This window comes from Azospirillum aestuarii (genome assembly GCF_016632405.1).
Lineage (GTDB): Bacteria > Pseudomonadota > Alphaproteobacteria > Azospirillales > Azospirillaceae > Azospirillum > Azospirillum aestuarii.
The window spans coordinates 237,949-261,737 of the sequence record NZ_JAEPIV010000003.1 but is presented as its reverse complement, the minus strand read 5'-3'; the positions used below and the strand labels follow the sequence as shown (position 1 = coordinate 261,737).

The following is a 23,789-nucleotide window of genomic DNA, read 5'->3' as shown; positions in this document are numbered from 1 at the left end:
CGGACGGTGTGCGATGATTAGCATGAAAGCGCACCCTTGTCCCAAGCCGCACGGACGCAGACCGTGATACAGCGCCGCCGTTCCTTCCACAGAAACACGACTCCGATCGCCATGAGCCGGGTTATTTCCATTCTTTTCGTTCTGTTCCTCTTCGTCATCGGGGGTGGCATGGCCTTCCTTGCCTCCTGGGACATGCCGGCACCGTCCAAGACGGTGGAAAAGGTCATCCCGGATGAGCGGTTCCCCCGCTGACGCCGGGGACGCCGCCGGGCGCCGCCGCCGGTTCGCCGCTCCGTCACGGGGCGGACGGGCCGGGGCCGGCGCCGTTTCCATGTTTGCCGTCTCATTTCTCGGGTTGGCCCCCCTGGCGCTGGCTTTGTCCGGTGCCCTGATGGGAGCGGCGACGCCGGCGCCGGCCCAGACCTATACCCAGGCCGTACCCTCCGGGCCGCCGATCCGCCTGTTTCCGCCGCCGGAAAGGATGGCCGTCCCCGACGTCGAATCCGGCGTCGGGCGGGTCCTGGACGATCCGCTGACCTCACCGGTGCCGCCCTCGCCAGGGCTGCCCTCCGCGCCGCTGTCCCTGACTCCGCCCATCCACACGCCGTCCTTCGACGTGGTGCCCACCGTCGCGTCTCCCTCGGCCATCGCGGTGGAGACGCTGGGGCCGCTCGACCCGGACGGTGCCGGCCCTCTGGCGGGAGCCGCCGGGCTGGGCGGCGACCCCTGGCGCGGCATCCCGCGCGCCGAGGTGCTGGCCCTGCTGCCGGAACTGCCCACCCTCACCCCGTCGCCCGCCGTGAAGGAGCTGCAGCGCCGCCTGCTGCTCAGCCGCGGCTCGCCCGCCGCCGCTCCGGGCGAGCCCGAACCGGCGCGGCGCTTCGGCGCGCTGCGGGTGGAGAAGCTGGCGGCCATGGGCGACCCGCGCGGGGCCGCCGACCTCGCCGCGCTGCTGCCCGAGGCGATGACGGCCGACGAGGCCGCCGCCCGCGCCCTGACCGACGCCGAACTGCTCGCCGGCCCGCTGGACTGCGCCGCTGCGACGGACCGCGCCATGCCCTTCTCCGGCCCCTATTGGCAGCGGGTGGCGTTGTTCTGCCGCCTGCGCGCCGGGCGGATCGGCGGGGGCGCGCCCATGGAGGCCCCGCCGGAGGTCGGACCCGGCCCGACGGGGGACGACCTCGCCTTCGAGATGCTGCGCGAGCAGCCGGGCGGCGACCCCGATTTCCTGCGGGTGGCCGAGGCGATGGCCGGCGGCCCGGCGGTCCGGCCGCGCAGTCTGAAGGACCCCAGCCCGCTGACCCTGGCCGCCCTGCGGGCGCTTCAGGCCGGGCTGCCGCCGGACGTGCTGTCCTTGATCGACCCGGCCCGGCTGGCGGCCGTTGCGTCCAACACCGGCACCGACCCGGCGACGCGCGTGACCGCGGCGGAGCGCGCCGCCACCGCCCTGTTCCTCGATTCCCGGCGGCTGGCGGAGGCGTACCGCGCCGCGCCGGCCAAGGGAGACGAGCTGTTGCGGCTGAAGGACGCCGCGGCCCGCGACCGCACCGCCCGCACCCGCGCGCTGGTCCAGCAGGCCATGCTCGCCGCCATGGTCGGCGGGCGGCGGGTGGAACTGGCCGGGCTGGCGCTGGAGCTTCTCGATCCCCCGATGCTGGCCGGTCCGGCGGGGGCGGTGGTGGCGGACATGCTCGACACCCTGTCGCCGACTCCGGACGCCGCCGCCCTGGCCCCCGCCGCCGCGCGGCTCTGCTTCGCGCTGGGCCGCGCCGACAAGGGCAAGCGCTGGCACGACCTCGCCCTGCGCAGCCGCCCCACGGCGGAGGTGGCGCGGCTGTGGCCGCTCGCCGTCATCGCGCTGGGGCCGCCGCCGGGCGGCGGGGCGCTGGGCCTCGCCGGCTGGCTGGACGAATCGCTGCGCGGCGCCGATCTGGAGGCCCGTGGTCGCGTCGTCGGGCAGCTGGCCCTGCTTCAGGCGATGGGTGTCGCCGTGCCCGAGGAGGCGTGGCGCAAGACCGCCGCTTCCGACGACGAGGCGCCGATGCCCGCGGACGCCCGTCCTCCCACCGCCGACCCCGCCCTGTGGCAGCGTCTGGCCGAGGCCTCCGCCGACCGGCGCGTCGGCGAGACGGCGCTGGCCGCCCTGCTGCTGCTCGGCAACGCCGGGCCGGCGGGGACGCCGCCGGCGGTGGTGGCGCGGGTGGTCGCGGCCTTGCGCGCCGTGGGTCTGGACAGCGATGCCCGCGCCATCGCCCGTGAAGCCGCCGCGGCCCTGGCCGGATGAGTCCCATGCCCAAAACGACCCCGCCAAAAGCCCAGCCGCAAGCCCAGCCGAAGCGGCGCGGGCGCCCCTGCAAACCGCGCCCGATCGCGGCCTCGCCCCATGTCGACGCCTTCCTGGACATGCTGACGGCGGAGCGCGGCGCCGCGCTCAACACCCGCATGGCCTACGAGCGCGACCTCGCCGACCTCGCCCTCTGGCTGGCCCAGCGCGGCCAGCCGCTGGAGAAGGCGGTGACGGAGGATCTGCGCGCCTACCTCGCCTTCCAGTATGTCGAGGGCGGGCAGAAGCCGGCGCCGCGCACGCTGGCCCGCCGCCTGTCGGCGATGCGCCAGTTCTACCGTTTCCTGGTCTCGGAAGGGCGGCGGGCGGACGATCCCGCCTCGGCGCTCGACAGCCCCAAGCAGGGCCGCCCGCTGCCCAAGATCCTGACGGTGGAGGAGGTCACCCGGATGATCGACTCCGCCCAGACCCGCGGCGGGCCGGAGGGGCTGCGGCTGGTGGCGCTGCTGGAGGTGCTCTACGCCACCGGCCTGCGCGTGTCGGAGCTGGTCGGCCTGCCGATGGCGGCCATCCTGCGCGACGGGCGCGGGCTGATCGTGCGCGGCAAGGGGGGCAAGGAGCGCATGGTGCCGCTGTCCGAACCGGGCTCGGCCGCGCTGGCCGCCTATCTGCCCTGGCGGAGCCACTTCATCCTGGCCGGGCGGGAGAACGGGCCGATCGCCTTCCTCTTCCCGTCGCGCAGCTCCACCAACGGACACCTGACGCGCCAGCGATTCGCCCAGCTGCTGAAGGAGCTGGCCATCGAGTCGAACATCGACCCGGAGAAGGTCAGCCCCCACGTCCTGCGCCACGCCTTCGCCACGCATCTGCTGGATCGCGGGGCCGACCTGCGCTCGGTCCAGAAGATGCTGGGCCACGCCGACATCGCCACCACCCAGATCTACACCCATGTGGTGTCGGAGCGGCTGAAACAGGTCGTGCACGAGCATCACCCGCTGGCCCGGCGAAAAACCGTTCGTACGCAATAGTGTTGCGCGAAAAAGGGTTCTCCCTTTCGAAAGATACCAATCCGGCTATGGCGGCTTCTCCCGCTGTGGTATAGCCCTTGTTCCAATGGGGTCGGTCGGCGCGGGTGCGCCGGACCGCCCTGGCGACGAACAGGGGGAACCGCATGGCCACGACCATCTCCGGGCTTGAGATCCTGGGTCCGATCACGCCGGGTTTCGAGGCGATCCTGACGCCTGAGGCGCTGGCCTTCCTGGCGGAACTGGAGGGGCGGTTCGGGGCGGAACGGTTGCGCCTGCTCGACGTGCGGACCAAGCGGCAGGCGCTGATCGACCAGGGGCACAAGCCGGACTTCCTGCCCGAAACCCGCGCCATCCGCGAGGCCGACTGGACCATCGCGCCGCTGCCGCACGACCTGCTCGACCGCCGGGTGGAGATCACCGGGCCGGTGGACCGCAAGATGATCATCAACGCGCTGAATTCCGGCGCGAAGGTCTTCATGGCGGATTTCGAGGATTCGAGCTGCCCGTCCTGGGCCAACCTGATCGAGGGGCAGGCCAACCTGCGCGACGCCGTGCGCCGGACCATCGCCTTCGACGATCCCGTGTCGGGGAAGAAGTACCGGCTGAACGACAAGACCGCCGTCCTCAAGGTCCGCCCGCGCGGCTGGCATCTGGATGAGAAGCACGTTCGGTTCGACGGCGAACCGGTGTCCGGCGCGCTGTTCGACTTCGCCCTCTACGCCTTCCACAACGCGCGGGAGCTTCTCGCCCATGGCTCCGGCCCCTACTTCTACCTGCCGAAGCTGGAAAGCCATTTCGAGGCGCGGCTGTGGAACGAGGTGTTCTCGGTCGCCGAGGATTACCTGACGATCCCGCACGGATCGATCAAGGCCACGGTGCTGGTGGAAACCATCCTCGCCGCCTTCGAGATGGACGAGATCCTCTACGAGCTGCGCGATCATTCCGCCGGGCTGAACTGCGGGCGCTGGGACTACATCTTCAGCTTCATCAAGAAGTTCCGCAACGACCCCGCCGCCGTCCTGCCCGACCGGGCGGAGGTGACGATGGCGACGCCCTTCCTGCAATCCTACAGCCTGCTGGCGGTCAAGACCTGCCACCGCCGCGGCGCGCCGGCCATCGGCGGCATGGCGGCCTTCATTCCGGTGAAGGACGATCCCGCGGCCAACGAGAGCGCCTTCTCCAAGGTCCGCGCCGACAAGGAGCGGGAGGTGTCCAACGGCCATGACGGCACCTGGGTGGCCCATCCCGGCCTCGTCCCCGTCGCGCGGGAGGTGTTCGACGCCTACATGCGCAAGCCCAACCAGATCGACCGCAAGCGCGCCGACGTCGCCGTGACCGCCGCCGACCTGCTGGCCGTGCCGGAGGGGCCGAAGACGGAGCGCGGTCTGCGCAACAACGTGGCCGTCGCCATCGGCTATCTGGAGGCGTGGCTGCGCGGCATCGGCTGCGTGCCGCTGTTCAACCTGATGGAGGACGCCGCCACCGCGGAGATCAGCCGCACCCAGCTCTGGCAGTGGGTCCACCATCGCGCCGCGCTGGATGACGGGCGCCCGGTGACCATGGAGCTGGTGGACGAAACCATCGCCGAGGAGCTGGCCGCCTGGAAGGCCCGCGTCGGCGACCGCGCCTTCGACCGGGGCCTGTACGAGGACGCAGCGGTGATGCTGCGCGACCTTGTGGAGCGCGACGACTTCGTGGATTTCCTGACCCTGCCGGCCTACGACCGCATCGTCGCGCAAGGGGCCTGAGGTCCCCACCCTAACCATCACTCAAGGGCCCCCACCCTAACCCTCCCCCGCTGCGCAGGGGAGGGGACGGACGCCGCTTCGCAGAAGGCACCCTCCCCTGCGCAGCGGGGGAGGGCCGGGGTGGGGGCGACGCTCACACGCGCTTCTCCAATGTGCCCGACCTGCTTGGCAAAAGGCGGGGGCTTCGCCATGTTCGCTGGCCTGCCCGCGTTCTGAGCCAGAGGTTTCGTCCCCGTGCCCACACCCTCCACCGTTCCGCCGGCCTCGCGCGGGGCCGAGTCGCTTGCGCTCCTGCTTCTGGTCGGCGGGCTGATCGGGGTGATCTTTCCGGTCACCAAGATCGCGCAGGCGGCCGGCGTGCCGCCGCTGCCCTGGGCCTTCTCCATGATGCTGGGCGCCGGGGTGATCCTGGCCGGGCTGGCGCGTTTCAAACGGCAACCGATGCCCCTGAGCGGGCGGTACCTGCGCTATTTCGCGGTCTCGGGGCTGCTGTCGATGGCGCTGCCCAATGTGGTTCTGTTCTTCGTGATGCCGTGGCTGGGGGCCGGGCTGTCGGCGGTGGTCTATACGCTGCCGCCGATCCTGACGCTGCTGATGGCGGTGGCCGTGCGGATCGAGAAACCGGATCGCGGGCGGGTGGCGGGCATCCTGCTGGGCCTCATAGGCGCGCTGATGATCGTGGGGCCGCGCGGCAGCCTGCCCTCGCCCGATCTGGCGGGCTGGATGGCGCTGGCCTTCGTCATGCCGCTGTCGGTCGCGGCGGGCAACGTCTACCGCACCGTGGCCTGGCCGCCGGGCGGGCAGCCGGTGGCGCTGGCCGCAGGCACCATGCTGGGCGGGGCGGGCTGGGTCGCGCTGGCCCTGCTCGGCACCGGGGCGGTGGCGGAGCTGCCGGCGTTGGGGCTTGCACCCGGATTGGCCCTGCTCCAGATCGCGGTGACGGCGCTGACCTATGTGCTGTATTTCCGGCTCCAGGTCGTCGCCGGGCCGGTCTATCTCAGCCAGATCGGTTACGTGGCGACCTCCGTCGGGCTGGGCACCGGGACGCTGCTGTTCGGCGAGCGCTATTCCCCCTGGGTGTGGGGCGGGGCGGCGGTGATCGTCCTGGGCGTGCTTCTGGTCAGTTTTGGCCGGCGATTCGCGCGATAAGCTGTGGCATCGCCGCCGCGCACCGTGGTACCAAGGCCGGTCCGCGACGTCCGCGTCCTATCCTATTCGGTCCGTGATCCTTCCGGCATGCAAACCTTCCTGGAATTCGAAAAGCCGATCGCCGAGCTTGAAGGCAAGATCGAGGAACTGCGCCACCTGACCAACGCCGGCGACATCAACATCGCCGACGAAGTGACGAAGCTGCAGACCAAGGTCGACAAGCTCCTCCGGCAGACCTACGCGAAGCTCACCCCGGCGCAGAAGGTGCAGGTGGCCCGCCACCCGAACCGTCCGCACTGTCTGGACTATGTGAAGGGGCTGATCGACGACTTCACGCCGCTGGCCGGCGACCGCGGCTTCGCCGAGGACCGCGCGGTCATCGGCGGGCTGGGCCGCTTCCGCGGCCGCTCGGTCGTGGTGATCGGGCAGGAGAAGGGCCACGACACCGAAACGCGCGTGCGCCACAACTTCGGCATGGCCAAGCCCGAGGGCTACCGCAAGGCCCAGCGCCTGATGGACCTCGCCGACCGCTTCAAGCTGCCGGTCGTCTCGCTGGTTGACACCGCCGGCGCCTTCCCCGGCGTCCAGGCGGAGGAGCGCGGCCAGGCCGAGGCCATCGCCAAGAGCATCGAACGCTGCCTGCGCCTGTCCGTGCCCATGGTGGCCGCGGTGATCGGCGAGGGCGGGTCCGGCGGCGCCATCGCCATCGCGACGGCCGACCGGGTGCTGATGCTGGAGCACGCCATTTACTCCGTCATCTCGCCGGAGGGCTGCGCGTCGATCCTCTGGCGCAACCCCGACATGGCCGGCGAGGCCGCCGTCGCGCTGCGCCTGATCAGCCACGACCTCAAGGAACTCGGCGTCATCGACCGGGTGGTGAGCGAGCCGATCGGCGGCGCCCACCGCGACCCGGCGGAGACCGTCAAGGCGCTCGGCGACGCCATCGAGGAGTCGCTGGGCGATCTCGACGGGCTGGACGGCGCGGCGATCCGCGCCCAGCGCCGCCAGAAGTTCCTCGACATGGGCCAGAAGGGCCTGGGGTAAGACGCCATGGCCGCCGCGCCGGAGACCCGTCCTTCCAAGACCCGTCTTCTGCGTCTGGCGGCCACCGTCAACCTCGCTGCGGTGGCCGTAGCCCTGCTGGCCCTGTGGCTGCTGCCCCCGCTGTTTGCCCCGCCGCCCGGCATCGCCGATCCGGGGGCGCGCATGGCCTTCTGGGGGCGTCTCGCCCTCTGGCCGGCGCTGCTGCTGTTCCTGACGGTGGGCGGGGTGCTGGTCGCCCGCGCCCGCTCCGTCGCCCTGAACCCCATCGACGACGCCGAGTCGCGCTTCCATCGGGTCAGCCAGCGCGTGCTGACCAACACGGTGGAGCAGACGCTGATCTTCGTGCCCGCCCTGGCGGCGCTGGTGGCGCAGATGCCGCTGCCCGACCTGGGCTTCGCCCGGCTGGCGACCGCTCTGTTCGTTGTGGGGCGTCTTCTGTTCTGGGCGGGTTACGTGATCCACCCCTACGCCCGCGCCCCCGGCATGGCGGTCACGCTGACGGTCAACCTCGTCGTGCTGGGCTGGGCGCTGGCGCTGGCCATCGGCTGAGCGGAATTTACAGCCAGCGCCGTCGCTTGAAGTGGATCATCGGCAGAGCCGCCGACAGGATCATCAGCATCACCGCCAGCGGATATCCGAACGTCCAGTCCTTTTCCGGCATGGTCGCGAAGTTCATGCCGTAGATGCTGGCGACCAGCGTCGGCGGGAACAGCGTGACCGTCAGGATCGAGACGATCTTGATGATCTCGTTCTGTTCCACGTTGATGCGGCCCAGCGTGGTGTCCAGCAGCAGGCTGACCTTCCCCGACAGGAATTGAGCGTATTCCCCGAGTCCCGTCACGTCCTGCAAAGCGGCGCGCGCCCAGCGCCGGGTCCGCTTGGCCGGGGTCCAGCCCTCGCCGCGGGCCAGGAAGGTCAGCAGGCGGTTGAGCGTGGACAGGCTGACATGGGCCTTGCCGATCAGGTGCCCGGTGTGGCCGATGCGCTTCAGCGTGCGGCTGTCGTCCCGCCGCTCCCCCTTGACCGGCAGGGCGCGCCCGCGGAAGGCGCGGCTGCCCATGGTGTCCAGCTCCAGCCCGACGCGGCGCAGGACGGCGGCGGTGCGCTCCACCACACCATCCAGCAGGGCGGCCAGAACGGCTTCCGCCGTTCGCTCCGCGCCGCCGCTGCGGGTGACGCGGCGGCGGAAGGCCAGGAAGGGCTGCGGATCGACGGTGTGGATGGTGGCGAGCCGCCCGCCGGCCAGGACGAAGCTGACCGGGACGATGCGCGGCTGGTCGGTGTCGGCCCAGACCAGGACGAGCGCGGTCATGTGCACGGCGCCGGGGGTGAGGCGCAGGCGGCTCGATTCCTCGATTTCCGCCATCTGCTCCCGAGTCGGCAGCTTGATGCCCATCAGCGCCTCGGCGCGGGCCAGCTCCTCGGGCGTCGGGTTCTGCAGGTCGAGCCAGACGGCTTCGGCGGGCAGCGGGGTGCTGACGCCCTCGGCCTCGCGGGCCCAGCGCAGCCGGTCACCGTCGCAGGCGAAGACGTGGAGCATGCCGGCGGCCCGCCTTAGAGGAGGCGACCGAAGCGGCGCGGCTTGCGCGGCTGGGGCGTCTCGGCGGGGCCGTCGGCGTCCCCCTTCGGGAGATCGAGCGGTACGCCGTCCTGGCGCAGCGCGTCCTCCAGCTTGCGCCGGAAAGCCCCGCCGTCGTCCTTGGACTCCAGGAAATGCCCGACGGCTTCCTTCGCCGAGTCGCGGTCGTAGGGGACCTTGCCGAAGACCGACAGCTTGGCGCGCTCCAGCAGCTTCGGGTCCATCCGTTCGCGGATGGCCTTCATCTGGCGGAGCAGGTCCTTGCGCACGTCGGACATGGCCGGTCCCCTTCGCTTAAACCCGGTTACTCGCGGCCGATCATCGTGCCGGCCCCGCCCTCGGTGAAGATCTCCAGCAGCAGGGCGTGCGGCACCCGGCCGTCCAGGATGACGGCGGCGTCCACGCCCTGTTCGACGGCGTCGATGCAGGTCTCGATCTTCGGGATCATGCCGCCGGTGGCGGTGCCGTCGGCGATGGCGGCGCGCGCCTGGTCCAGCGACATGCGCGGCACCAGCTCCTTGTTCTTGTCCAGAACGCCGGCCACGTCGGTCAGCAGGAAGAAGCGGGTGGCGCCCAGCGCCGAGGCGACGGCGCCCGCCGCCGTGTCGGCGTTGATGTTGTAGGTGTCGCCGTTGCGGTCGAAGCCGATGGGAGCGATGACCGGGATGATGTCCGACTGGGCCAGCGACGTGAGGATCTGCGGGTTCACCTGATAGGGCTCGCCGACGAAGCCGAGGTCCAGCACCTTCTCGATGTTGCTGTCCGGGTCGCGCTGGGTGCGGCGCAGCTTGCGCGCGGTGATCAGGCTGCCGTCCTTGCCCGACAGGCCGACGGCGCGGCCGCCCGCGTTGTTGATGGCGGCGACGATCTGCTTGTTGATGGAGCCGGCCAGCACCATCTCGACCACCTCGACCGTCTCCTTGTCGGTGACGCGCAGGCCGTCGATGAAGCTGGACTTGATGGCCAGCCGCTGCAGCATCTGCCCGATCTGCGGGCCGCCGCCGTGCACGACCACGGGGTTGATGCCGACCTGCTTCAGCAGGACGATGTCGCGGGCGAACTTCTCCGCCAGGCTGTCGTCACCCATGGCGTGGCCGCCGTACTTGATGACGAAGGTGCGCCCGGCGTAGCGGCGCATGTAGGGCAGGGCTTCGGACAGGGTGCGGGCCTTGGCGAGCCACTCGTCGCGGGTCGTGTTCTGCACGGGATGGAGCCGTTCGTCGGGGTGGGCCAATCGGGTGAGATTCCGCCGACTCTTTAACGGAAAGCGCCGGGGGTGCCTAGGGGGCTTTTTCAGGAGGGTGCCGCGTCCGGGAACCCTTGCCGCGCCCGGCGGTTCGCCCGGATGGGATGAACCGTAGAGGACGGAGCCATGAACGACCGCATCATGCCGACCCCGCGCACCCCCTTCACCGAGGCCCACAAGGCCGAGATGGAGGAGACCGCCCGGCGGGCCGAGGAGATCTACGGCTCACCCGACGCGCAGGAGGTGACGGAGGCCAACAAAGCGCTGAAGGAGCAGGCGCGCGGGGACGGAAAGGCCGGGTCGGGCAGGCTGGATTCCGAGGGGCCGGGCGCCGATCCGGTGGTGACGGGAAACGTGCGCAAGCCCGGCTGAGAGGTCAGGACGCGCCGGCGTGGCCCGCCCGGCGGCCGGCGATCCGCCCGGCCAGCAGGGTCATCGGCTGGGTCAGCGCGGTGACCACCACCGCCATCAGCACCATGGCGGAGAAGCAGGCCTCCGACAGCACCCCGGCTTCCAGCAGGATGGTCAGGACGATGACCTCCATCAGCCCCTTGCAGGACATCAGCGTGCCGAGGCGCCAGGAATCGGCGGCGCTCTCGCCCGACAGCCGGGCGGGCAGGGCGGTGCCCAGGACCTTGCCCAGGATGGTCGCCACCGTCGCCAGCGCGAAGACCCACCATTGCGCCGAGGCGGCGAGGTCGAGATCGACCTTCAGCCCGGTCAGGGTGAAGAAGAAGGGCAGCAGGATCAGCGTGGCGAAATGCTCCAGCCGGTCCAGGATGGCCGCCGCCAGCCGCCGCGGCATGACCGTGCCGGCGACGAAGGCGCCCAGGATGTAGTGCAGACCGATCAGCTCCGTCACCGCGGCGGAGCCGAGCAGGGCGGCGCAGGTGACCACCACCACCATGTCGCCGACCGTGCCGTCCGGGGCGATGCGGTTCATCAGCCGGGTCAGCAGGGGGCGCGCGAACAGCTCCGTCGCGGCCAGATAGGCGAAGCCCAGGACGGCGATCCACGCCACCCCGGCGACCCCGCCGCTTCCCCCCGCCGCCAGCGCCAGCACGGCGGTGATGAGAAGCCACAGCAGCGCGTCGTTGACCGCCGCGTAGCCCAGCGCCAGCCGCCCGACCCGCTCGCCGATCAGACCCATCTCGCGCAGGATGGCCCCCAGCACCGGCAGGGCGGTCACCCCGACGCAGATGCCGAACCCCGCGGCGAACAGCAGCGGATCGGCCTTCGGCCCGGCCATCTCGGGAAAGACGCCGACGATCCACCAGCCGAGCGCCCCGCCGAGCAGCGTCGGCACCAGCATGCTCGACAGGCTGATCCCGACGAAGGCGCGCCCGCGCCCCTTGAACTCCTCCAGATCGAGATGCAGCCCGGTCAGGAAGGCGAAGAAGACCACGGCGAGCAGAGCCAGCCCGGAGAGCGGCGCCAGCGACTCCCTGGCGAACAGCGGTTGCCAGAGCTCCGGCGCGGCCTGCCCGAGAAGCGACGGGCCGAGCGCGATCCCGAACAGGATCTGGATCACCACCATCGGGGCCACATGCTTCAGGCCGGACAACCGCCAGAACAGGAACGGGCCGGCGATCAGCAGGATGGCCTGGATGAGGAACAGCAGGGCCGGCGTCAGCTCGACGGGCATCGGGTCATCCCAGGCTGGCGAGCTGGGCGAGGCTGGCGCGCAGCTCCGCGATCCCCTGGCCCTTCTCGGCGCTGGTGGCGTGGATCTCCGGGAAAGCGGCGGGGTGCTTCTTCAGGGCCGCCACGGTGCGCGTGCTCACCTCGGCCAGCTCCTGCGACCGCACCTTGTCCGACTTGGTCAGGACGACGACGTAGGGCACCGCCGCCTGATCGAGCATCGTCATGATCTCCTCGTCGTTGGGCTTCAGCCCGTGGCGCGAATCGACCAGCACCAGCGCCCGGCGCAGCGTGACGCGGCCGCGCAGGAAGCGGCGGACCATGTCGTTCCAGATCTCGATCTTCTCCTTCGACTCCTTGGCGTAGCCGTAGCCGGGCATGTCGACCAGCTTCAGCCGGTTGCCGAGGTTGAAGAAGTTGAGCTGCTGGGTGCGGCCCGGCGTGTTGGAGGTGCGGGCCAGCGTCTTGCGCCCGGTCAGCGCGTTGACGAGGCTGGACTTGCCGACGTTGGAGCGGCCGGCGAAGGCGACCTCCGGCAGGTCGGCCTCCGGCAGCTGCTCCGCCGTCTGGGCGCCCCAGATGAAATCGCATTCCTTGGCGAACAGAAGCCGCCCCGCTTCCAGGGCCTCCTCGTCGAAACCGGAGATCGGGGAGCTGCTGGAAGAGGTCATGGACGGCGCTTTCGAAAGACACGGGGTGCGGATGAACGTGACCGGCCCAAAACATAACCGCCGGCAAACGCCCGTCAAGGAGGCGCTTGCCGGCGGTCGATGCCCTGAGGTTCAGGGAAGCCGGGTATCAGGTGAGACGGACCCTCAGGTCACCTTCACACCGTCCTGCCGCATGATGATCCACTGCTGGGCGATGGACAGGGTGTTGTTCCAAGCCCAGTAGATCACCAGACCAGCCGGGAAGCTGGCGAGCATGAAGGTGAAGATGATCGGCAGGAACTGGAACACCTTCTGCTGCACCGGATCGGGCGGCGCCGGGTTCAGCTTCTGCTGGAAGTACATGGTGATGCCCATGATGATCGGCCACAGGCCCAGCATCAGAAGGTGCGGCGGCTGCCACGGGATCAGACCGAACAGGTTGAAGATGGTGGTCGGATCGGGCGCGGACAGGTCGTGAATCCAGCCGAAGAACGGCGCGTGCCGCATTTCGATGGTCACGAACAGCACCTTGTAGAGCGCGAAGAAGACCGGGATCTGGATCAGGATCGGCAGGCAGCCCGACACCGGCGAGACCTTCTCGCGCTTGTAGAGCGCCATCATCTCCTGGTTCAGGCGGACCTTGTCGTCGCCGAAGCGGTCGCGCAGCTCCATCATCTTGGGCTGCAGCTTCTTCATCTTGGCCATCGCGTGATACGACTTGTTGGCCAGCGGGAAGAAGGCCGCCTTGACGATCACGGTGAAGACCAGGATGGCGATGCCGAAGTTCCCGAACAGGCGGCCCAGCAGGTCCAGCCCGTAGAAGAACGGCTTGGTCAGGAAGTAGAACCAGCCGAAGTCGATCGCCAGATCGAAGTTGGCGATGCCCAGCTTGTCCGAATACTCGTCCAGCAGGCGGACCTGCTTAGCGCCGGCGAACAGCCGGTCGGTCAGCTCGATGGTGGCGCCGGGGGCGACCTCCACGGCCTTGCCCAGCGTGTCGACCTGATAGCGGTCGGTGCCGCCGGGGGCGGAGTGGACGAAGCGGGCGGTCATCGGGGCCTTCTGGTCCGGGACCAGCGAGACCAGCCAATACTTGTCGGTGATGCCGATCCAGCCGCCCGTGCTCTGGGCGGAGACGGTGCCGGCCTTGCGCAGGTCGTCGTACTTGTGCTCGTTCAGCTTGCCGTCGAAGACGCCGAGCGGGCCTTCATGAAGGATGTAGTAGCCGTCGGTGTGCGGCGTGCCGGCGCGGCTGACCAGGCTGTAGGGCAGCAGGCTGACCGGGGCGGAACCGGTGTTGCGCACCTTCTGGGTGATCGTGAACATGAAGTTCTGGTCGACCGCGATGGTGCGCTCGAACACCAGTCCCTTGCCGTTGTCCCAGGTCAGGGTCAGCGGCTGGTCCGGCGTCAGCGCGGTGCCGGCGGCGGTCCAGCGGGTGTCAGCGCCGGGGACCGGCTGCGACTTGTCCTCCGGAACCCAGCCGAACTCGGCGTAATAGGCCTCGGGCGTGCCGGCGGGGGCCAGCAGCACGATTTCCGGGCTCTTGGGATCGGGAGTGACGCGGTAGTCGGCCAGCGTCAGGTCGTCGATGCGTCCCCCAACCAGATTGACCGATCCGTGCAGCGACGGCGTGTTGATCTTGACGCGCGTTCCGGCGGCCATCTGCTCGGCGAGCAGGCCGGCGCGGTCGCGGACCGTGGCGGGAGCCGCCGTGCCGGGAACCGAACCGGGAGCGGCGCCCGGCGCGGTCGCGGCGCCGGGGGCGACCGACTGCTCCGTCTGGGCGGCCTGCTGCGCAGCCTGCTGCTGCTTCACCCGGGGTCCATCGTAAAAATACTGGAATCCCAGGAGGATGGCGATCGACAGAGCGATCGCGAGGATGAGGTTGCGTTGATCGGTCATGGCATCCCGGTTGCCGTGGGCCTTCATCAAGAAGGGGGCCGAACGCCGGTTTTCAGGCCGGCATGCGAATTGCTGCATCGATGCGCCGCGTCGTCCGGCCCGTGCGAACAGCGGTTGGACCGCCCCGGTTCGGGCACGGGATCATATCCCCACCCGCCCCAGGGATGGCAGCGCAGAAGCCTCCGGACGGTCAGCCAACTGCCCCGGATCGCTCCGTGCTTAGATAGCGCATCCAGCGCATAGTTTGAACAGGTCGGCTGAAATCGGCAGTGCCACCCGATGAAGGGCGACAGGGTCCACTGATAGCCGACCACGAGCGCGCGCAGAAAAAAGGCGAGCGGGCTCACGCGCCGGCCTCCCCACCGCCGGAACCGTTGCCGGTCCCGCCGTTGGGTGTGACGGCGTTTGGCCCGCCATTCGCCTCGCTCTTAGGCACCTCGCTCTTGGACGCATCGCGCCACAGACCGAGGCGTTTCAGCGCCGCAGTCAGATCGCCCACCAGCTCCGTCCACGGCCTTTCGGCCGTCGCGGCGCGGGCCACCAGCACGAAATCGTGACCGGGGGCCGCGTGGGCGGTCAGAATCTGGCGGGCCGCTTCGCGAAGGCGGCGGCGTGCGCGATTGCGCACGACCGCGTTCCCCACTTTGCGGCTCGCCGTCAGGCCAAGACGAATCGGCGGCTCGCCAGGGGCGGGCCGCTGCCGTTCGTCGTGTCGGCGCACCTGCAGGATAAGGCCGGGTGCCACATGCTTGCGCCGTGTACCGGCCACGGCCAGAAATTCCGGCCGCCGCTTCAGGCGCCCGACCCTGGGGTCCGGCGCCGCCATGCGTATCAGGCGCTCAGGACACTGCGGCCCTTGGCGCGACGGCGGGCAATCACCTTGCGGCCACCGACGGTCGCCATGCGGGCGCGGAAGCCATGCCGGCGCTTGCGCACGATTTTGCTGGGCTGGAACGTGCGTTTCACGGCACCATACTCCTCGATCTCAGGGCAAAAAATGAGCCCCGCTGTATAGAGGTACCGCCCCCCGGAGTCAATCACGCGCTGCCACCCAAGCGTGGGAAATATTCTCCGTCCGGATGGAAGGTGGCGCAAAGGAGGGTGAAAAGGGGTAGGGCCCTGCCTCCCCCGCCGTGCGGCGTGTTTACCCCCTGACATCGCGAAAGGTCCGGGGGAAGTCGGCATGCTGCACCGGCGGCAATTCATCGTGTCCAGAAACGCCCAGGCGCTCCGTCCGGATTGGGTGAGCCGTGACATCGGCGGGCTCGTCCTGTCCCATTGTCCCGACTTGCCGGTCCGGCGCGTGCTGGGCGCCGACAAGACGGTCTGGCATCTGCTGGGCCTGCCCGTGCAGACCGACCCGGCCCGCCCGGACCCGGTGGAGGCGCTGGCGGCTGCGCGCGCCGGGGACATCGCGGAGCTGTGCCGTTCCTGGACGGGACGCTGGCTGCTGCTCAACAACCGGGCGGTCCACCTGGACACCGGCGGGACGCTCGGCTGCTTCTACGCGATGGTGGACGGCGCCCTGACGCTCACCTCCAGCGCCGGGGTGATGGCCGAACTGCTGGGCGACGAGGCGACCTTCCGCCGCCCGCTGGCGCACGAGGCCGGGCTGGACTGGTACCCGCTGCCCGGTTCCGGGCTGGCGGGGGTGCGGCGGCTGCTGCCGACCCAGGTGCTCGACCCCGCCCGCCCGATGGACGATCCGGGTTTCCTGACCTTCCGCCGGCCCTTCCCGGCGGTTCCGCCGGGCTTTTCCGATTCGCTCGCCTATGAGCGGATGGAATCGATCCTGGTCACCGCCATCCGCAACCTGCACCGGACCCTGTCGGGGCCGGATGGCGGCCACCGTCCGCTGATGCTCCAGCTCACCGCCGGCTACGACACGCGGCTGCTGCTAGCCGCGGCGCAGAAGGCCGCGGTGCCCTTCGCCACTTTCACCTTCGACCACCGCGACCTGACGCCGGGCGACCGCAAGCTGCCGCCGAAGCTGGCCCGGCTGGCCGGGGTGGAGCATCACCTGATCCCCTGTCCGCCGCTGGACACCCAGCGCGCGCGGGACTACGCCGCCCACACCGGCGGGCACACCGCGGCGATGGACGGGGAATTCTACGCCAACGGCGCCTGGGACGGCGTGCCGGAGGGTGCCGTCGTCCTGCACGGTGGGGTCTTCGAGGTGGCGCGCTGCTTCTACTGGGGGCAGATCCCGCCGGGCCTCGCCGCCGATGGCGAGGACACCGCCGCCCGCATGTTCGACGCCTTCCGCGGCAAGCTCTACAACCCGCCGTCCCATTGCGAGGCGCTGCGCGAATGGCTGGCCTGGGTGGCGCGGACGCCGGACGTGTTGCCGGGCGGCACGATGGACCTGCGCGACCGCTTCTATCTGGAGCAGCGGGTGGCCGGCTGGCTGTCGGCCATCGACCAGGGGGTGGACCTGACCGGGCGGCAGCTCTTCCAGGTCGGCAACTGCGCCGATTTCCTGGCCATCGCCCTGGCCATGCCGGTTGATGTCCGGCGTTCCAGCCAGCATCAGGCGGAGCTGATCCGCCGCATGGCCCCCGACCTGCTGAGCGAGCCGATCAACCCGCCGCAGCCCGCCGTGCTGCGCCAGCTGCGCAAGCTGCCGCGCCGTCTGAACAAGCTGCGCACGGCGATCGGGCACCATCTGGCGCGGACGTCGGCGTAGGGGGGATTAAGGGGAGCGGCTTGCCCCCACCCTAACCCTCCCGCGCTGGGCGGGAGAGGGGATTGTGGGCTGGCGCGGGGTCGGGTTGGGGAAGGCCGGGTGCGGCCGTCTTGGACAGGTGCAGCCAGCGGCGGTAGGCGTCCTCGCTGACGGGGGCGCGGTGCTTCAGGCCGATGCGCAGGATCTCCGGCAGGGCCAGCAGGACCTTCAGGTCGGTCAGCCGCGGGCCGTGGCGCAGGTTCTTCCAGCTGTTGCCGATCCAGCTCCGCGCGAAGCGCCAGGGCAGCAGGCGGGCGGGGCAGCGGGCGATCTCGCGGATCAGGTCGTTGCGGTGGTTGTAGAAACGCTCCAGCCCCGGCTTGCGGCCCTTCTCGCTCTTGTCGTGATAGACCATGACGCCGGGCAGGGCGACCACCCGGTGGCCGGCGCCGATCAGCCGCAGGCAGCGGTCCTTCTCCTCCCCCTGACGGTACAGCTCCGGCATGTAGAGGCCGGCGGCGGCAACCGCGCTGCGACGCAGCAGATGACCGCAGCCGACGTACCAGGGCGCGTCGAAGGGGGCGGCCTGCGGCGGGAAATAGACCAGCCCGTCGCGCGTCTCGATGTTGCAGGCCAGCGCCGCCACGTCCGCGTGCGTCTCCATGTAGGCCACCGCGCGGGCGAGGCCGTCCGGCTCGGCAAACCAGGAATCGTCGTCCACCGACAGCACGTAGTCGCCCGCCGTGTTCACGAAGCCGAAATTGCGGGCGTAGATCAGCCCGGCGTTGTGCGGCAGCCGGACGTAGCGGACGGTGGGAAACTCCCCTCGCACCATGGCGTCGGTGCCGTCCGTGGACCCGTCGTCCACCACCAGGATCTCCGCGACGGGATGCGTCTGGGCCAGCAGGCGGGACAGCGCCGTGCGCAGCTCCGGCGCGCGGTTGAAGGTGGCGATGACGGCGCTGACGGTGGGCATCAGGCGACCTCGCTGGAGGAGGACGGGGCGGCGCGCGGCCGCTCGGGCAGGGGCAGCCGGACCGGCGGGCGCTTCAGCTCCTCCGGATACATGTCGCGCAGGCCGGACAGGTAGTTGTCGAGGAAAACCCGCAGGCCCCGGAAATCCCGGTTCACCAGATAATGGGCGGTGTATTTGGCGATCATTCGCGGAATCACCCCGGCCTTCTCGTAGTTGGCGTGGATGTAGCCCATGTTGCGGAAGAAATGCGGCGCCCGGTCGGCCCGCATCGTCTCCACCGTGCCCAGCCGGCCGCCCAGCACCTTGTGCTCCGTCCGCGACATGCCGGGATGGATGTGCAGGGCCTTCACCGCCGTGCCGACCGTCAGCCCGGCGCGGCGGGCGCGCAGGGTGAACTCGTACTCGTCGCCCCAGATGAACATCTCGCGCTTCACGTTGCCGATCCGCTCGAACACCGCCCGCCCGATCAGCGTGCCGTTGAACAGGGCGATGGTGCCCGGCACCAGCCCGTCCACCGCGCGCGCCATCAGACTGTCGGGGTCGCGGGTGCCCTGCATGGGAAAGGCCAGGGTGGAGCGGTCCTCCGCCGCCAGAACCAGCGGGCCGACCATGGACAGGCCGTGATGCCGCGCCTGGGCCAGCAGTTCGGCCAGCGCGCCGGGCTGCGGGATGCCGTCGTCGTCGGTGCTCCAGATCCAGCGTCCGCCGAGGCCGAGCGCCGTCTCGAAGGCGGTGTGGTAGGCGCCGGCCGACCCGCAGTTGGCCTGCCGCACCACGACCAGCGCGTCGCCCCACTCCTCCGCCTGCGCGGCCAGCCAGTCCGGCGTGCCGTCGCTGGAGCCGCTGTCCACCACCACCAGCCGCTCCGGTCGCGGGTGCTGCCCGAGGATCGCCGCGACGCAGGTGGCCAGAAGCGGCAGGCGGTTGTGGGTGACGACGATCGCCACGACGCCGCGGGCGATGTCCGCTGGGGCGTCGTCTGCCGGAAAAGTGTCCTGAGCCATGGCTGGGCGGTTCCTCCTGGTCCTGTCCATCAGTCGGTTTGGGTGGGGGTGGGGGTGCAGTCGCCTTGATCCGGCCGACAGGGCAGGATGGCGACGTCCGGCGATGCTTCGGCGGCTCCGGACAGCACGCCCAGCCGCCCCAGGGTGCGGGCGACCGTCCGCGCCGCGTAGAGCTGCCCCTCCAGCCCCCAGCGGCTGCCGTTGGGCGCGTAGAGATCGCGCACCCCGCCCGCGGCCAGCGCCGTCAGGCCGGCCGCCAGCGGCACCGCCTGGAGCGTCGGGTCGGCGGCCATGACCTCGTCCACCGCGGACCGGTGGGGTGGGGGGGTGAGCAGGAAATCGGCGTAGACCGTCCCCTTGTCTGGCGCGACCAGCAGCAGGAAGCGCGTCACCCCGTTGGCCTGCACCGCGTCCTGGATCGCGTGCAACCCCGCGCGGCGCTCTTCCAGCAGGCGGCGGTCGGTGCGCCAGGGCTGGAAATCCTCCGCGCGGAAGAGGGTGGTCGTGGCAGCGGCGGAGCTGAATAGACCCGCATAGGCCAGGGACCGCTCCTCCACCGGGCCGCCGGTCACGTTCAGCAGCGCGCGCGGCAGCGCCTTGACCAGCAGGTCCAGCGCGTGGCCGATCGGCGGCGGGCTCCAGGCCTGGGCGCGGGTGCGCTCCATGGTCCGGGGCTGGCGGTTGAGGGGCTCGACGGCGATTGGGCGCAAGGTCGCTACGCTGTGGGGGCGGGGGGTGGTGACGGTGGACAGCGCCAGCCCGGCGACGCGCTCCCCCAGGTCGCGTTCGGATAATTGAAGGATCACGACGCGCGGCGGGCGCTCCCGGAAATCGGGGGAGGCCAGATAGGCGGCCAACGGCGCGGTGCCCGCGGACCGCAAGCCAACGGTCACACCGGTCAGGTTGCGCAGGTGGTCGGTCCAGTAATGGCCGTAGCGGGCGTGACGCTCCTCCGCCTCGGGCCGGGAGAAGCCGTCGCCGAACACCAGCACGTCGTAGGAGGCGCCGGGCCGCGCCGGCTCGGCGAGCGGCGGCACGAAGATTGCCTGGGGCGCCCTGGGGCCGAAGCGGTTCTCCGCGTAGCCGCCCAACTCCGTCAGGTCGCCGTTAGGCGGGTCCAGCGCGAAGGCCAGCGGCAGGACCAGCGCCGCGGCCAGGGCCAGCCCGCGCAGAACGATCCTGTCCAACCCGCCCCTCACCGGTCGCCTCACGCCCGGTCCGCGGGGAACCGGAATCCGGGCAGGCGGAAGGCGGGCTTATGGAAGACGGACATGCGGCTTTGGGCGAGCGGCGAGCCGGCGGAGTCGCCGATCCACAGCCGAAGCGCCTTGGTCGCGCCGATCCACAGCAGGATGGGCAGCAGCGAGAAGAAACCGAACTTGACGATGGTGATGTTGCCGTCGCGGTACCATTGCAGCGACAGCGGGATGAAGGCGCAATAGAACAGCACCGCGTAGCGGTTGGTGAAGCCCGACTCCCAGAACCAGCGGTGCAGCCGGCCCAGGATCAGCCCGACCACCACCATGGTGACGATCACGCCGATCCACCCCGCGCTCATCCAGCCGTCGCCGGCCAGCGAGGTGGTGAGGTTGGAGAAGTTGCCGAAATCGTGCAGGGACACCCATTTGATGGGCGCGCCGATCGGCTTGTCCGGCCACAGCATGCGCGGGATCGGCTCGGTGAAGAGCTGAAGATACTGGGTGAACCAGGTGTAGGTCCCCGACTGCTGCGGCACCGCCCACAGGATGAAGGCCAGGAAGTCGAAGTTGGCGATGTCCTGGTTCGACACGCTCTCCACAAAGGAGCCCTGGCCGCCCTGGAAGACGCTGAACAGCTTGCCCGGGCTCTCGGTGCCGGCCAGAACGCCGCGCAGGAAGTCGCGGTTGTTGCCCAGCGTGTGGAACAGAAGAAGCACCGGCAGGCCGCAGGCGAGCTGCCACCAGCGGAACCACTTGGTGCGCGTGTGGTACAGGATCAGCAGCACCATGCCCAGCACGCCCATGATGATCGCCCAGCGCCCCCAGCCCAGATAGGCGCGGTAGCTGACGAAGGCGATGAAGGGGATAAAGGACAGCGGGTGGAAGCGGCTGACCCAGATGATGCCCAGCGTCAGCGGCAGGCCCATCGAATGGGCCTCGGCGATGTAGCCGGTGGTGTTGACGTAGACCGGCTGGCCGGTCAGCGGGTCGCGCTCCATCTGCACGTCGCCGGTGCCGGTGAAGTCGGCACCGTCCTGGCGCAGGATCGCCGAGTAGATGGCCAGCGGCCCCAGCGCCGCCACGGTCAGGGCGAAGGCGGTGATGTCCAGCCGGTCGAAGGTGAAGGTGGGCGCCCGGCTGAAGTCCGGCTTCACCCGCCCGGCCCAGCCGCAGGCGGCGGAGAAGGCGATCAGGGCGACCGAACTGACCGTCAGCGACTTCACGAACTCTCCGGCGCTCGGCCAGTAGCCCATGAACAGCCAGGCGTTGTCGATGCCGAAGCCGTGGACCAGCAGCGGGCGGATCACGAAGACCAGCGTGTGGAAGATCAGATAGTAGGTCAGCGGGTGGAACATCGACGCGGTGCCGGTGCTGAGGAACACCACGACGACCAGGGCCACCACCAGCACCTGCGCGATCAACGCCGTTTCGATCATGCCGGACTCCGCCTTGCCTCGTGAACGCGCGACACCGCCGGCCACGGCCGGTGGTGTCGGCCGGTGGGGCGGTGTCGTCGTGCCGGCCCTCGGGGAGCGAAGGCGGCGCACCCGGAAGCAACACTGCCGGCCCCGCTCGGGTCCCCCCGTCCGGGAGCGCAGACGGCGAGGGCCGCCCGGTCAGGGCTATCCGCCCAGCGCCTTCGTGGCACCCCGTCCGCGCTTTTGCTTCATCCGCCCCCCGCCGCCAGTTTCGCTGGGGTGCGGAACGGAGGTGATATGACGCGCCGGATTCCTGGACTCTTCGCGGGCGGGCTGTTGTGGCTGGTCCTGTTGCTGGCTGGTCCCACCCCGTCCGTCGCGGCGGAGCCGGCGATCCATGTCTCCCCCCAGGGCGACGACCGCTGGTCCGGGCGGGTGGCCGCCTCCACCCCGGACGGACGGGACGGCCCGGTCGCCACGCTGGCCCGCGCGGTGGAGGAGGCGCGCAAGCGCGGCCTGCACCTGATCCTGCTGCGCGGCGGCACCCACCGGCTGACCGACACGGTGACGCTGGGGCCGGAGGATTCCGGGCTGCGCATCGCCGCCTTTCCCGGCGAGACCCCGGTCCTCTCGGGCGGGGAGGTGGTGACGGGCTTCAAGGCCGAGCGGGACGGAATCGTCTCCGCCCCGCTGGCCCGCGAGCCGGGGCTGGACGTGACCGCCGGCGGGGTGCGGCTGCGCGCGGCGCAGAGCGGCGCCTTCGACCCGCAGGACCCGATCCGCAGCGGCTGGTTCGTCGCCCAGCAGACCAAGGGCGGCGGTGACAAGCGGCAGTTCCGCTTTCCGCCCGGCACCGTCCAGGCGGCCTGGGCGGTCCCCGGCGTGCGCGTCCAGGCGCTCGACCGCGAGCGGCAGGCCGACGACATCCGCGGCATCGAGCGCATCGACCGCAACGGCACGCTGGTCCTCGACCGCGACGGCTGGTACCCGTTCCGCGACGGCAGCACCTTCCGCCTGCTCGGCCATCCCGACTTCCTGAAATTCCCCGGCCAGTTCGCCTGGAGCGCCAAGGACCGGCGCCTGCTGCTCCGCCCCCACGACCCGGCGGCCTTCGCCCGCGACGGCGAGGCGGTGGTGGCCCGCACCGCACCGCTGATCCAGGCGGAGAAGGCGGACTCCATCACCCTCGACGGGCTGTCCTTCGCCGACGTGCCTTACAACGGTGCGGCGGTGCGGCTGGCCGGCGGCACGGGGCACCGCGTCCTCGACAACCGCTTCTCCGCCGTCGGCACGGGCGTGCTGCTGGTCGGCGTCGCGGACAGCGAGGTGCGCGGCAACCGCCTGGAGCATCTGGGGCGCAGCGGGATCGAACTGACTCCGGGCAGCGCCGGCAACCGGATCATCGCCAACACCATCCGCCATGTCGGCGAGGTGAACCTCTACAGCGCCGGCATCATGACGGCCGGGGTGACCCGCACGCAGATCGCCCACAACGACATCCGGCACGCCGCCCGCTACGGCATCTCCATGAAGAACTGGAACCCGGAGACGAAGAACACCGACAACGTGATCGAGTACAACCGCATCCGCGACGTTGGGCGGGAGACCGCCGACCTCGGCGCCATCGAGACGCTGGGGCGCAGCGACATCGACACCAAGCTGGTCATCCGCTTCAACGACATCCGGGGGACCGGCGGGATCGCCACCGACGCGGCGGGACGCTGGATGACGCGCTACAAGGGCTTCGGCATCTATCTGGACGACCTGACCAACGGCGTGCGGGTGGAGGGCAATTTCCTGGAGGACACCGGCTGGGCGTCGGTCTTCATCCATGGCGGCGACGGCAACCGGGTGGAGAACAACATCGCCGTGCTGACCGACGAGCGCGACCGCTTCCTGCGCTTCGAATGGGTGCCGAAGGCGGGGACGGCGGGCTTCCTGCGCGACAACGAGGCCAGCCGCAACCTCATCCACGCCCGCGTTCCGGTGGAGCAGCTGGTGACCGCACTGACCGGCGGCGAGTACCGGCTGGAAAACAACATCTTCGACCGTCCGGGCCGCGGCCTGCGCGCGCCGGGGGCGGCCACGGAACGCACGCAGGCGCGCTCCGTTCAAGGAGGCAATCTGCCCGACCCCTATTTCATGAACCCGGCGAAGGACGACTACCGCCTGCGCCCGAACTCCCCCGCCCTGAAGATCGGCTTCCAGGAGCTTCCCTGGTCGCGTATCGGCCCGGAAGGGGCGCGCTGAGCC

The 23,789-nt window shown here is 70.5% G+C and carries 23 protein-coding genes; 10 read left to right on the top strand and 13 right to left on the bottom strand.

Annotation, left to right across the window (positions count from 1 at the left end; translation table 11 throughout):
• Positions 1 to 63: 63 nt before the first annotated feature.
• The 7 genes from JJL56_RS10585 to JJL56_RS10555 all read left to right on the top strand — a co-directional run bounded on the left by JJL56_RS10585 (position 64) and on the right by JJL56_RS10555 (position 7,802).
• Entirely contained in the window at positions 64 to 252 is a 189-nt protein-coding gene (locus JJL56_RS10585) for a hypothetical protein (RefSeq protein ID WP_237904351.1), read from the top strand.
• A complete protein-coding gene (locus tag JJL56_RS10580; protein ID WP_200485103.1) occupies positions 233 to 2,284 on the top strand; it encodes a hypothetical protein in 2,052 nt (683 codons plus the stop codon). Before JJL56_RS10585 ends, JJL56_RS10580 begins: the two co-directional genes overlap by 20 nt.
• The gene (locus JJL56_RS10575; RefSeq protein ID WP_145625462.1) at positions 2,281 to 3,312 is read left to right on the top strand and encodes a site-specific tyrosine recombinase XerD; all 1,032 of its coding nucleotides are present in this window, start codon (positions 2,281 to 2,283) and stop codon (positions 3,310 to 3,312) included. The genes JJL56_RS10580 and JJL56_RS10575 overlap by 4 nt, the downstream gene beginning before the upstream one ends.
• A gap of 143 nt (positions 3,313 to 3,455) precedes the next feature.
• Entirely contained in the window at positions 3,456 to 5,060 is a 1,605-nt protein-coding gene (gene aceB / locus JJL56_RS10570; protein WP_200485102.1) for a malate synthase A, read from the top strand.
• A 234-nt stretch (positions 5,061 to 5,294) separates the two neighbouring features.
• Positions 5,295 to 6,209 carry an EamA family transporter gene (locus tag JJL56_RS10565; RefSeq protein ID WP_200485101.1) on the top strand — a complete coding sequence of 305 codons (915 nt, stop codon included), beginning with the start codon at positions 5,295 to 5,297 and terminating at the stop codon, positions 6,207 to 6,209.
• Positions 6,210 to 6,296: 87 nt separating this feature from the next.
• The gene (locus tag JJL56_RS10560) at positions 6,297 to 7,253 is read left to right on the top strand and encodes an acetyl-CoA carboxylase carboxyltransferase subunit alpha (protein ID WP_200485100.1); all 957 of its coding nucleotides are present in this window, start codon (positions 6,297 to 6,299) and stop codon (positions 7,251 to 7,253) included.
• Between the two features lie 6 nt (positions 7,254 to 7,259).
• A complete protein-coding gene (locus tag JJL56_RS10555; protein WP_200485099.1) occupies positions 7,260 to 7,802 on the top strand; it encodes an MAPEG family protein in 543 nt (180 codons plus the stop codon).
• A gap of 7 nt (positions 7,803 to 7,809) precedes the next feature.
• Here the strand turns inward: JJL56_RS10555 and JJL56_RS10550 are convergent, their stop codons facing one another.
• From JJL56_RS10550 to argB, 3 genes are read right to left on the bottom strand one after another with little or no spacing between them, the layout of a single operon-like run.
• Positions 7,810 to 8,793 (bottom strand): magnesium transporter CorA family protein, encoded by a 984-nt coding sequence (locus JJL56_RS10550; protein WP_200485098.1) that lies wholly within the window; start codon positions 8,791 to 8,793, stop codon positions 7,810 to 7,812.
• Positions 8,794 to 8,807: 14 nt separating this feature from the next.
• Positions 8,808 to 9,110, bottom strand: coding sequence for a hypothetical protein (locus JJL56_RS10545; protein ID WP_200485097.1), 303 nt, complete (start codon positions 9,108 to 9,110; stop codon positions 8,808 to 8,810).
• 26 nt (positions 9,111 to 9,136) lie between these two features.
• Positions 9,137 to 10,036 carry an acetylglutamate kinase gene (argB, locus tag JJL56_RS10540; protein WP_145625606.1) on the bottom strand — a complete coding sequence of 300 codons (900 nt, stop codon included), beginning with the start codon at positions 10,034 to 10,036 and terminating at the stop codon, positions 9,137 to 9,139.
• Positions 10,037 to 10,204: 168 nt separating this feature from the next.
• On the opposite strand from argB, the gene JJL56_RS10535 reads away from it, so the two are divergent.
• Positions 10,205 to 10,450, top strand: coding sequence for a hypothetical protein (locus JJL56_RS10535; RefSeq protein WP_145625448.1), 246 nt, complete (start codon positions 10,205 to 10,207; stop codon positions 10,448 to 10,450).
• A 4-nt stretch (positions 10,451 to 10,454) separates the two neighbouring features.
• Here the strand turns inward: JJL56_RS10535 and JJL56_RS10530 are convergent, their stop codons facing one another.
• The 6 genes from JJL56_RS10530 to rpmH form a co-directional block, all read right to left on the bottom strand.
• Positions 10,455 to 11,723 (bottom strand): cation:proton antiporter domain-containing protein, encoded by a 1,269-nt coding sequence (locus JJL56_RS10530; protein ID WP_200485096.1) that lies wholly within the window; start codon positions 11,721 to 11,723, stop codon positions 10,455 to 10,457.
• A 4-nt stretch (positions 11,724 to 11,727) separates the two neighbouring features.
• Complete coding sequence (gene yihA, locus JJL56_RS10525; protein WP_145625444.1) at positions 11,728 to 12,390, bottom strand: ribosome biogenesis GTP-binding protein YihA/YsxC; 663 nt, start codon at positions 12,388 to 12,390, stop codon at positions 11,728 to 11,730.
• Positions 12,391 to 12,534: 144 nt separating this feature from the next.
• Positions 12,535 to 14,274 (bottom strand): membrane protein insertase YidC, encoded by a 1,740-nt coding sequence (gene yidC / locus JJL56_RS10520; protein WP_145625442.1) that lies wholly within the window; start codon positions 14,272 to 14,274, stop codon positions 12,535 to 12,537.
• A 26-nt stretch (positions 14,275 to 14,300) separates the two neighbouring features.
• Positions 14,301 to 14,621 (bottom strand): membrane protein insertion efficiency factor YidD, encoded by a 321-nt coding sequence (gene yidD, locus JJL56_RS10515; RefSeq protein ID WP_145625440.1) that lies wholly within the window; start codon positions 14,619 to 14,621, stop codon positions 14,301 to 14,303.
• The gene (rnpA, locus tag JJL56_RS10510; protein ID WP_145625438.1) at positions 14,618 to 15,100 is read right to left on the bottom strand and encodes a ribonuclease P protein component; all 483 of its coding nucleotides are present in this window, start codon (positions 15,098 to 15,100) and stop codon (positions 14,618 to 14,620) included. Before rnpA ends, yidD begins: the two co-directional genes overlap by 4 nt.
• Positions 15,101 to 15,105: 5 nt before the next feature.
• Positions 15,106 to 15,240, bottom strand: coding sequence for a 50S ribosomal protein L34 (rpmH, locus tag JJL56_RS10505; RefSeq protein WP_014239280.1), 135 nt, complete (start codon positions 15,238 to 15,240; stop codon positions 15,106 to 15,108).
• Between the two features lie 217 nt (positions 15,241 to 15,457).
• Here rpmH and JJL56_RS10500 point away from each other — a divergent pair, with 217 nt between their 5' ends.
• Positions 15,458 to 16,960, top strand: a complete 1,503-nt coding sequence (locus JJL56_RS10500) for a hypothetical protein (RefSeq protein WP_200485095.1) — start codon at positions 15,458 to 15,460, stop codon at positions 16,958 to 16,960.
• Positions 16,961 to 16,991: 31 nt separating this feature from the next.
• Here JJL56_RS10500 and JJL56_RS10495 read toward each other — a convergent pair whose 3' ends face one another.
• From JJL56_RS10495 to JJL56_RS10480, 4 genes are read right to left on the bottom strand one after another with little or no spacing between them, the layout of a single operon-like run.
• Positions 16,992 to 17,915 (bottom strand): glycosyltransferase family 2 protein, encoded by a 924-nt coding sequence (locus tag JJL56_RS10495; RefSeq protein WP_200485094.1) that lies wholly within the window; start codon positions 17,913 to 17,915, stop codon positions 16,992 to 16,994.
• Positions 17,915 to 18,919, bottom strand: coding sequence for a glycosyltransferase (locus JJL56_RS10490; RefSeq protein WP_200485093.1), 1,005 nt, complete (start codon positions 18,917 to 18,919; stop codon positions 17,915 to 17,917). Before JJL56_RS10490 ends, JJL56_RS10495 begins: the two co-directional genes overlap by 1 nt.
• Positions 18,920 to 18,948: 29 nt before the next feature.
• The gene (locus JJL56_RS10485; RefSeq protein WP_145625430.1) at positions 18,949 to 20,106 is read right to left on the bottom strand and encodes an alginate O-acetyltransferase AlgX-related protein; all 1,158 of its coding nucleotides are present in this window, start codon (positions 20,104 to 20,106) and stop codon (positions 18,949 to 18,951) included.
• Positions 20,107 to 20,126: 20 nt separating this feature from the next.
• Positions 20,127 to 21,554: a hypothetical protein gene (locus JJL56_RS10480; RefSeq protein WP_200485092.1), complete on the bottom strand. Its 1,428-nt coding sequence runs from the start codon at positions 21,552 to 21,554 to the stop codon at positions 20,127 to 20,129.
• A 279-nt stretch (positions 21,555 to 21,833) separates the two neighbouring features.
• Here JJL56_RS10480 and JJL56_RS10475 point away from each other — a divergent pair, with 279 nt between their 5' ends.
• A complete protein-coding gene (locus JJL56_RS10475; protein WP_200485091.1) occupies positions 21,834 to 23,786 on the top strand; it encodes a right-handed parallel beta-helix repeat-containing protein in 1,953 nt (650 codons plus the stop codon).
• Positions 23,787 to 23,789 lie beyond the last annotated feature (3 nt).

Bases quoted from the DNA above. Each gene is read 5' to 3' on its own strand.
- JJL56_RS10580 (WP_200485103.1), top strand. From the start codon at position 233: ATGAGCGGTTCCCCCGCTGACGCCGGGGACGCCGCCGGGCGCCGCCGC.
- JJL56_RS10575 (WP_145625462.1), top strand. From the start codon at position 2,281: ATGAGTCCCATGCCCAAAACGACCCCGCCAAAAGCCCAGCCGCAAGCC.
- aceB (WP_200485102.1), top strand. From the start codon at position 3,456: ATGGCCACGACCATCTCCGGGCTTGAGATCCTGGGTCCGATCACGCCG.
- JJL56_RS10560 (WP_200485100.1), top strand. From the start codon at position 6,297: ATGCAAACCTTCCTGGAATTCGAAAAGCCGATCGCCGAGCTTGAAGGC.
- JJL56_RS10555 (WP_200485099.1), top strand. From the start codon at position 7,260: ATGGCCGCCGCGCCGGAGACCCGTCCTTCCAAGACCCGTCTTCTGCGT.
- JJL56_RS10550 (WP_200485098.1), bottom strand. From the start codon at position 8,793: ATGCTCCACGTCTTCGCCTGCGACGGTGACCGGCTGCGCTGGGCCCGC.
- JJL56_RS10545 (WP_200485097.1), bottom strand. From the start codon at position 9,110: ATGTCCGACGTGCGCAAGGACCTGCTCCGCCAGATGAAGGCCATCCGC.
- JJL56_RS10535 (WP_145625448.1), top strand. From the start codon at position 10,205: ATGAACGACCGCATCATGCCGACCCCGCGCACCCCCTTCACCGAGGCC.
- JJL56_RS10530 (WP_200485096.1), bottom strand. From the start codon at position 11,723: ATGCCCGTCGAGCTGACGCCGGCCCTGCTGTTCCTCATCCAGGCCATC.
- yihA (WP_145625444.1), bottom strand. From the start codon at position 12,390: ATGACCTCTTCCAGCAGCTCCCCGATCTCCGGTTTCGACGAGGAGGCC.
- yidC (WP_145625442.1), bottom strand. From the start codon at position 14,274: ATGACCGATCAACGCAACCTCATCCTCGCGATCGCTCTGTCGATCGCC.
- rnpA (WP_145625438.1), bottom strand. From the start codon at position 15,100: ATGGCGGCGCCGGACCCCAGGGTCGGGCGCCTGAAGCGGCGGCCGGAA.
- JJL56_RS10500 (WP_200485095.1), top strand. From the start codon at position 15,458: ATGCTGCACCGGCGGCAATTCATCGTGTCCAGAAACGCCCAGGCGCTC.
- JJL56_RS10495 (WP_200485094.1), bottom strand. From the start codon at position 17,915: ATGCCCACCGTCAGCGCCGTCATCGCCACCTTCAACCGCGCGCCGGAG.
- JJL56_RS10490 (WP_200485093.1), bottom strand. From the start codon at position 18,919: ATGGCTCAGGACACTTTTCCGGCAGACGACGCCCCAGCGGACATCGCC.
- JJL56_RS10480 (WP_200485092.1), bottom strand. From the start codon at position 21,554: ATGATCGAAACGGCGTTGATCGCGCAGGTGCTGGTGGTGGCCCTGGTC.
- JJL56_RS10475 (WP_200485091.1), top strand. From the start codon at position 21,834: ATGACGCGCCGGATTCCTGGACTCTTCGCGGGCGGGCTGTTGTGGCTG.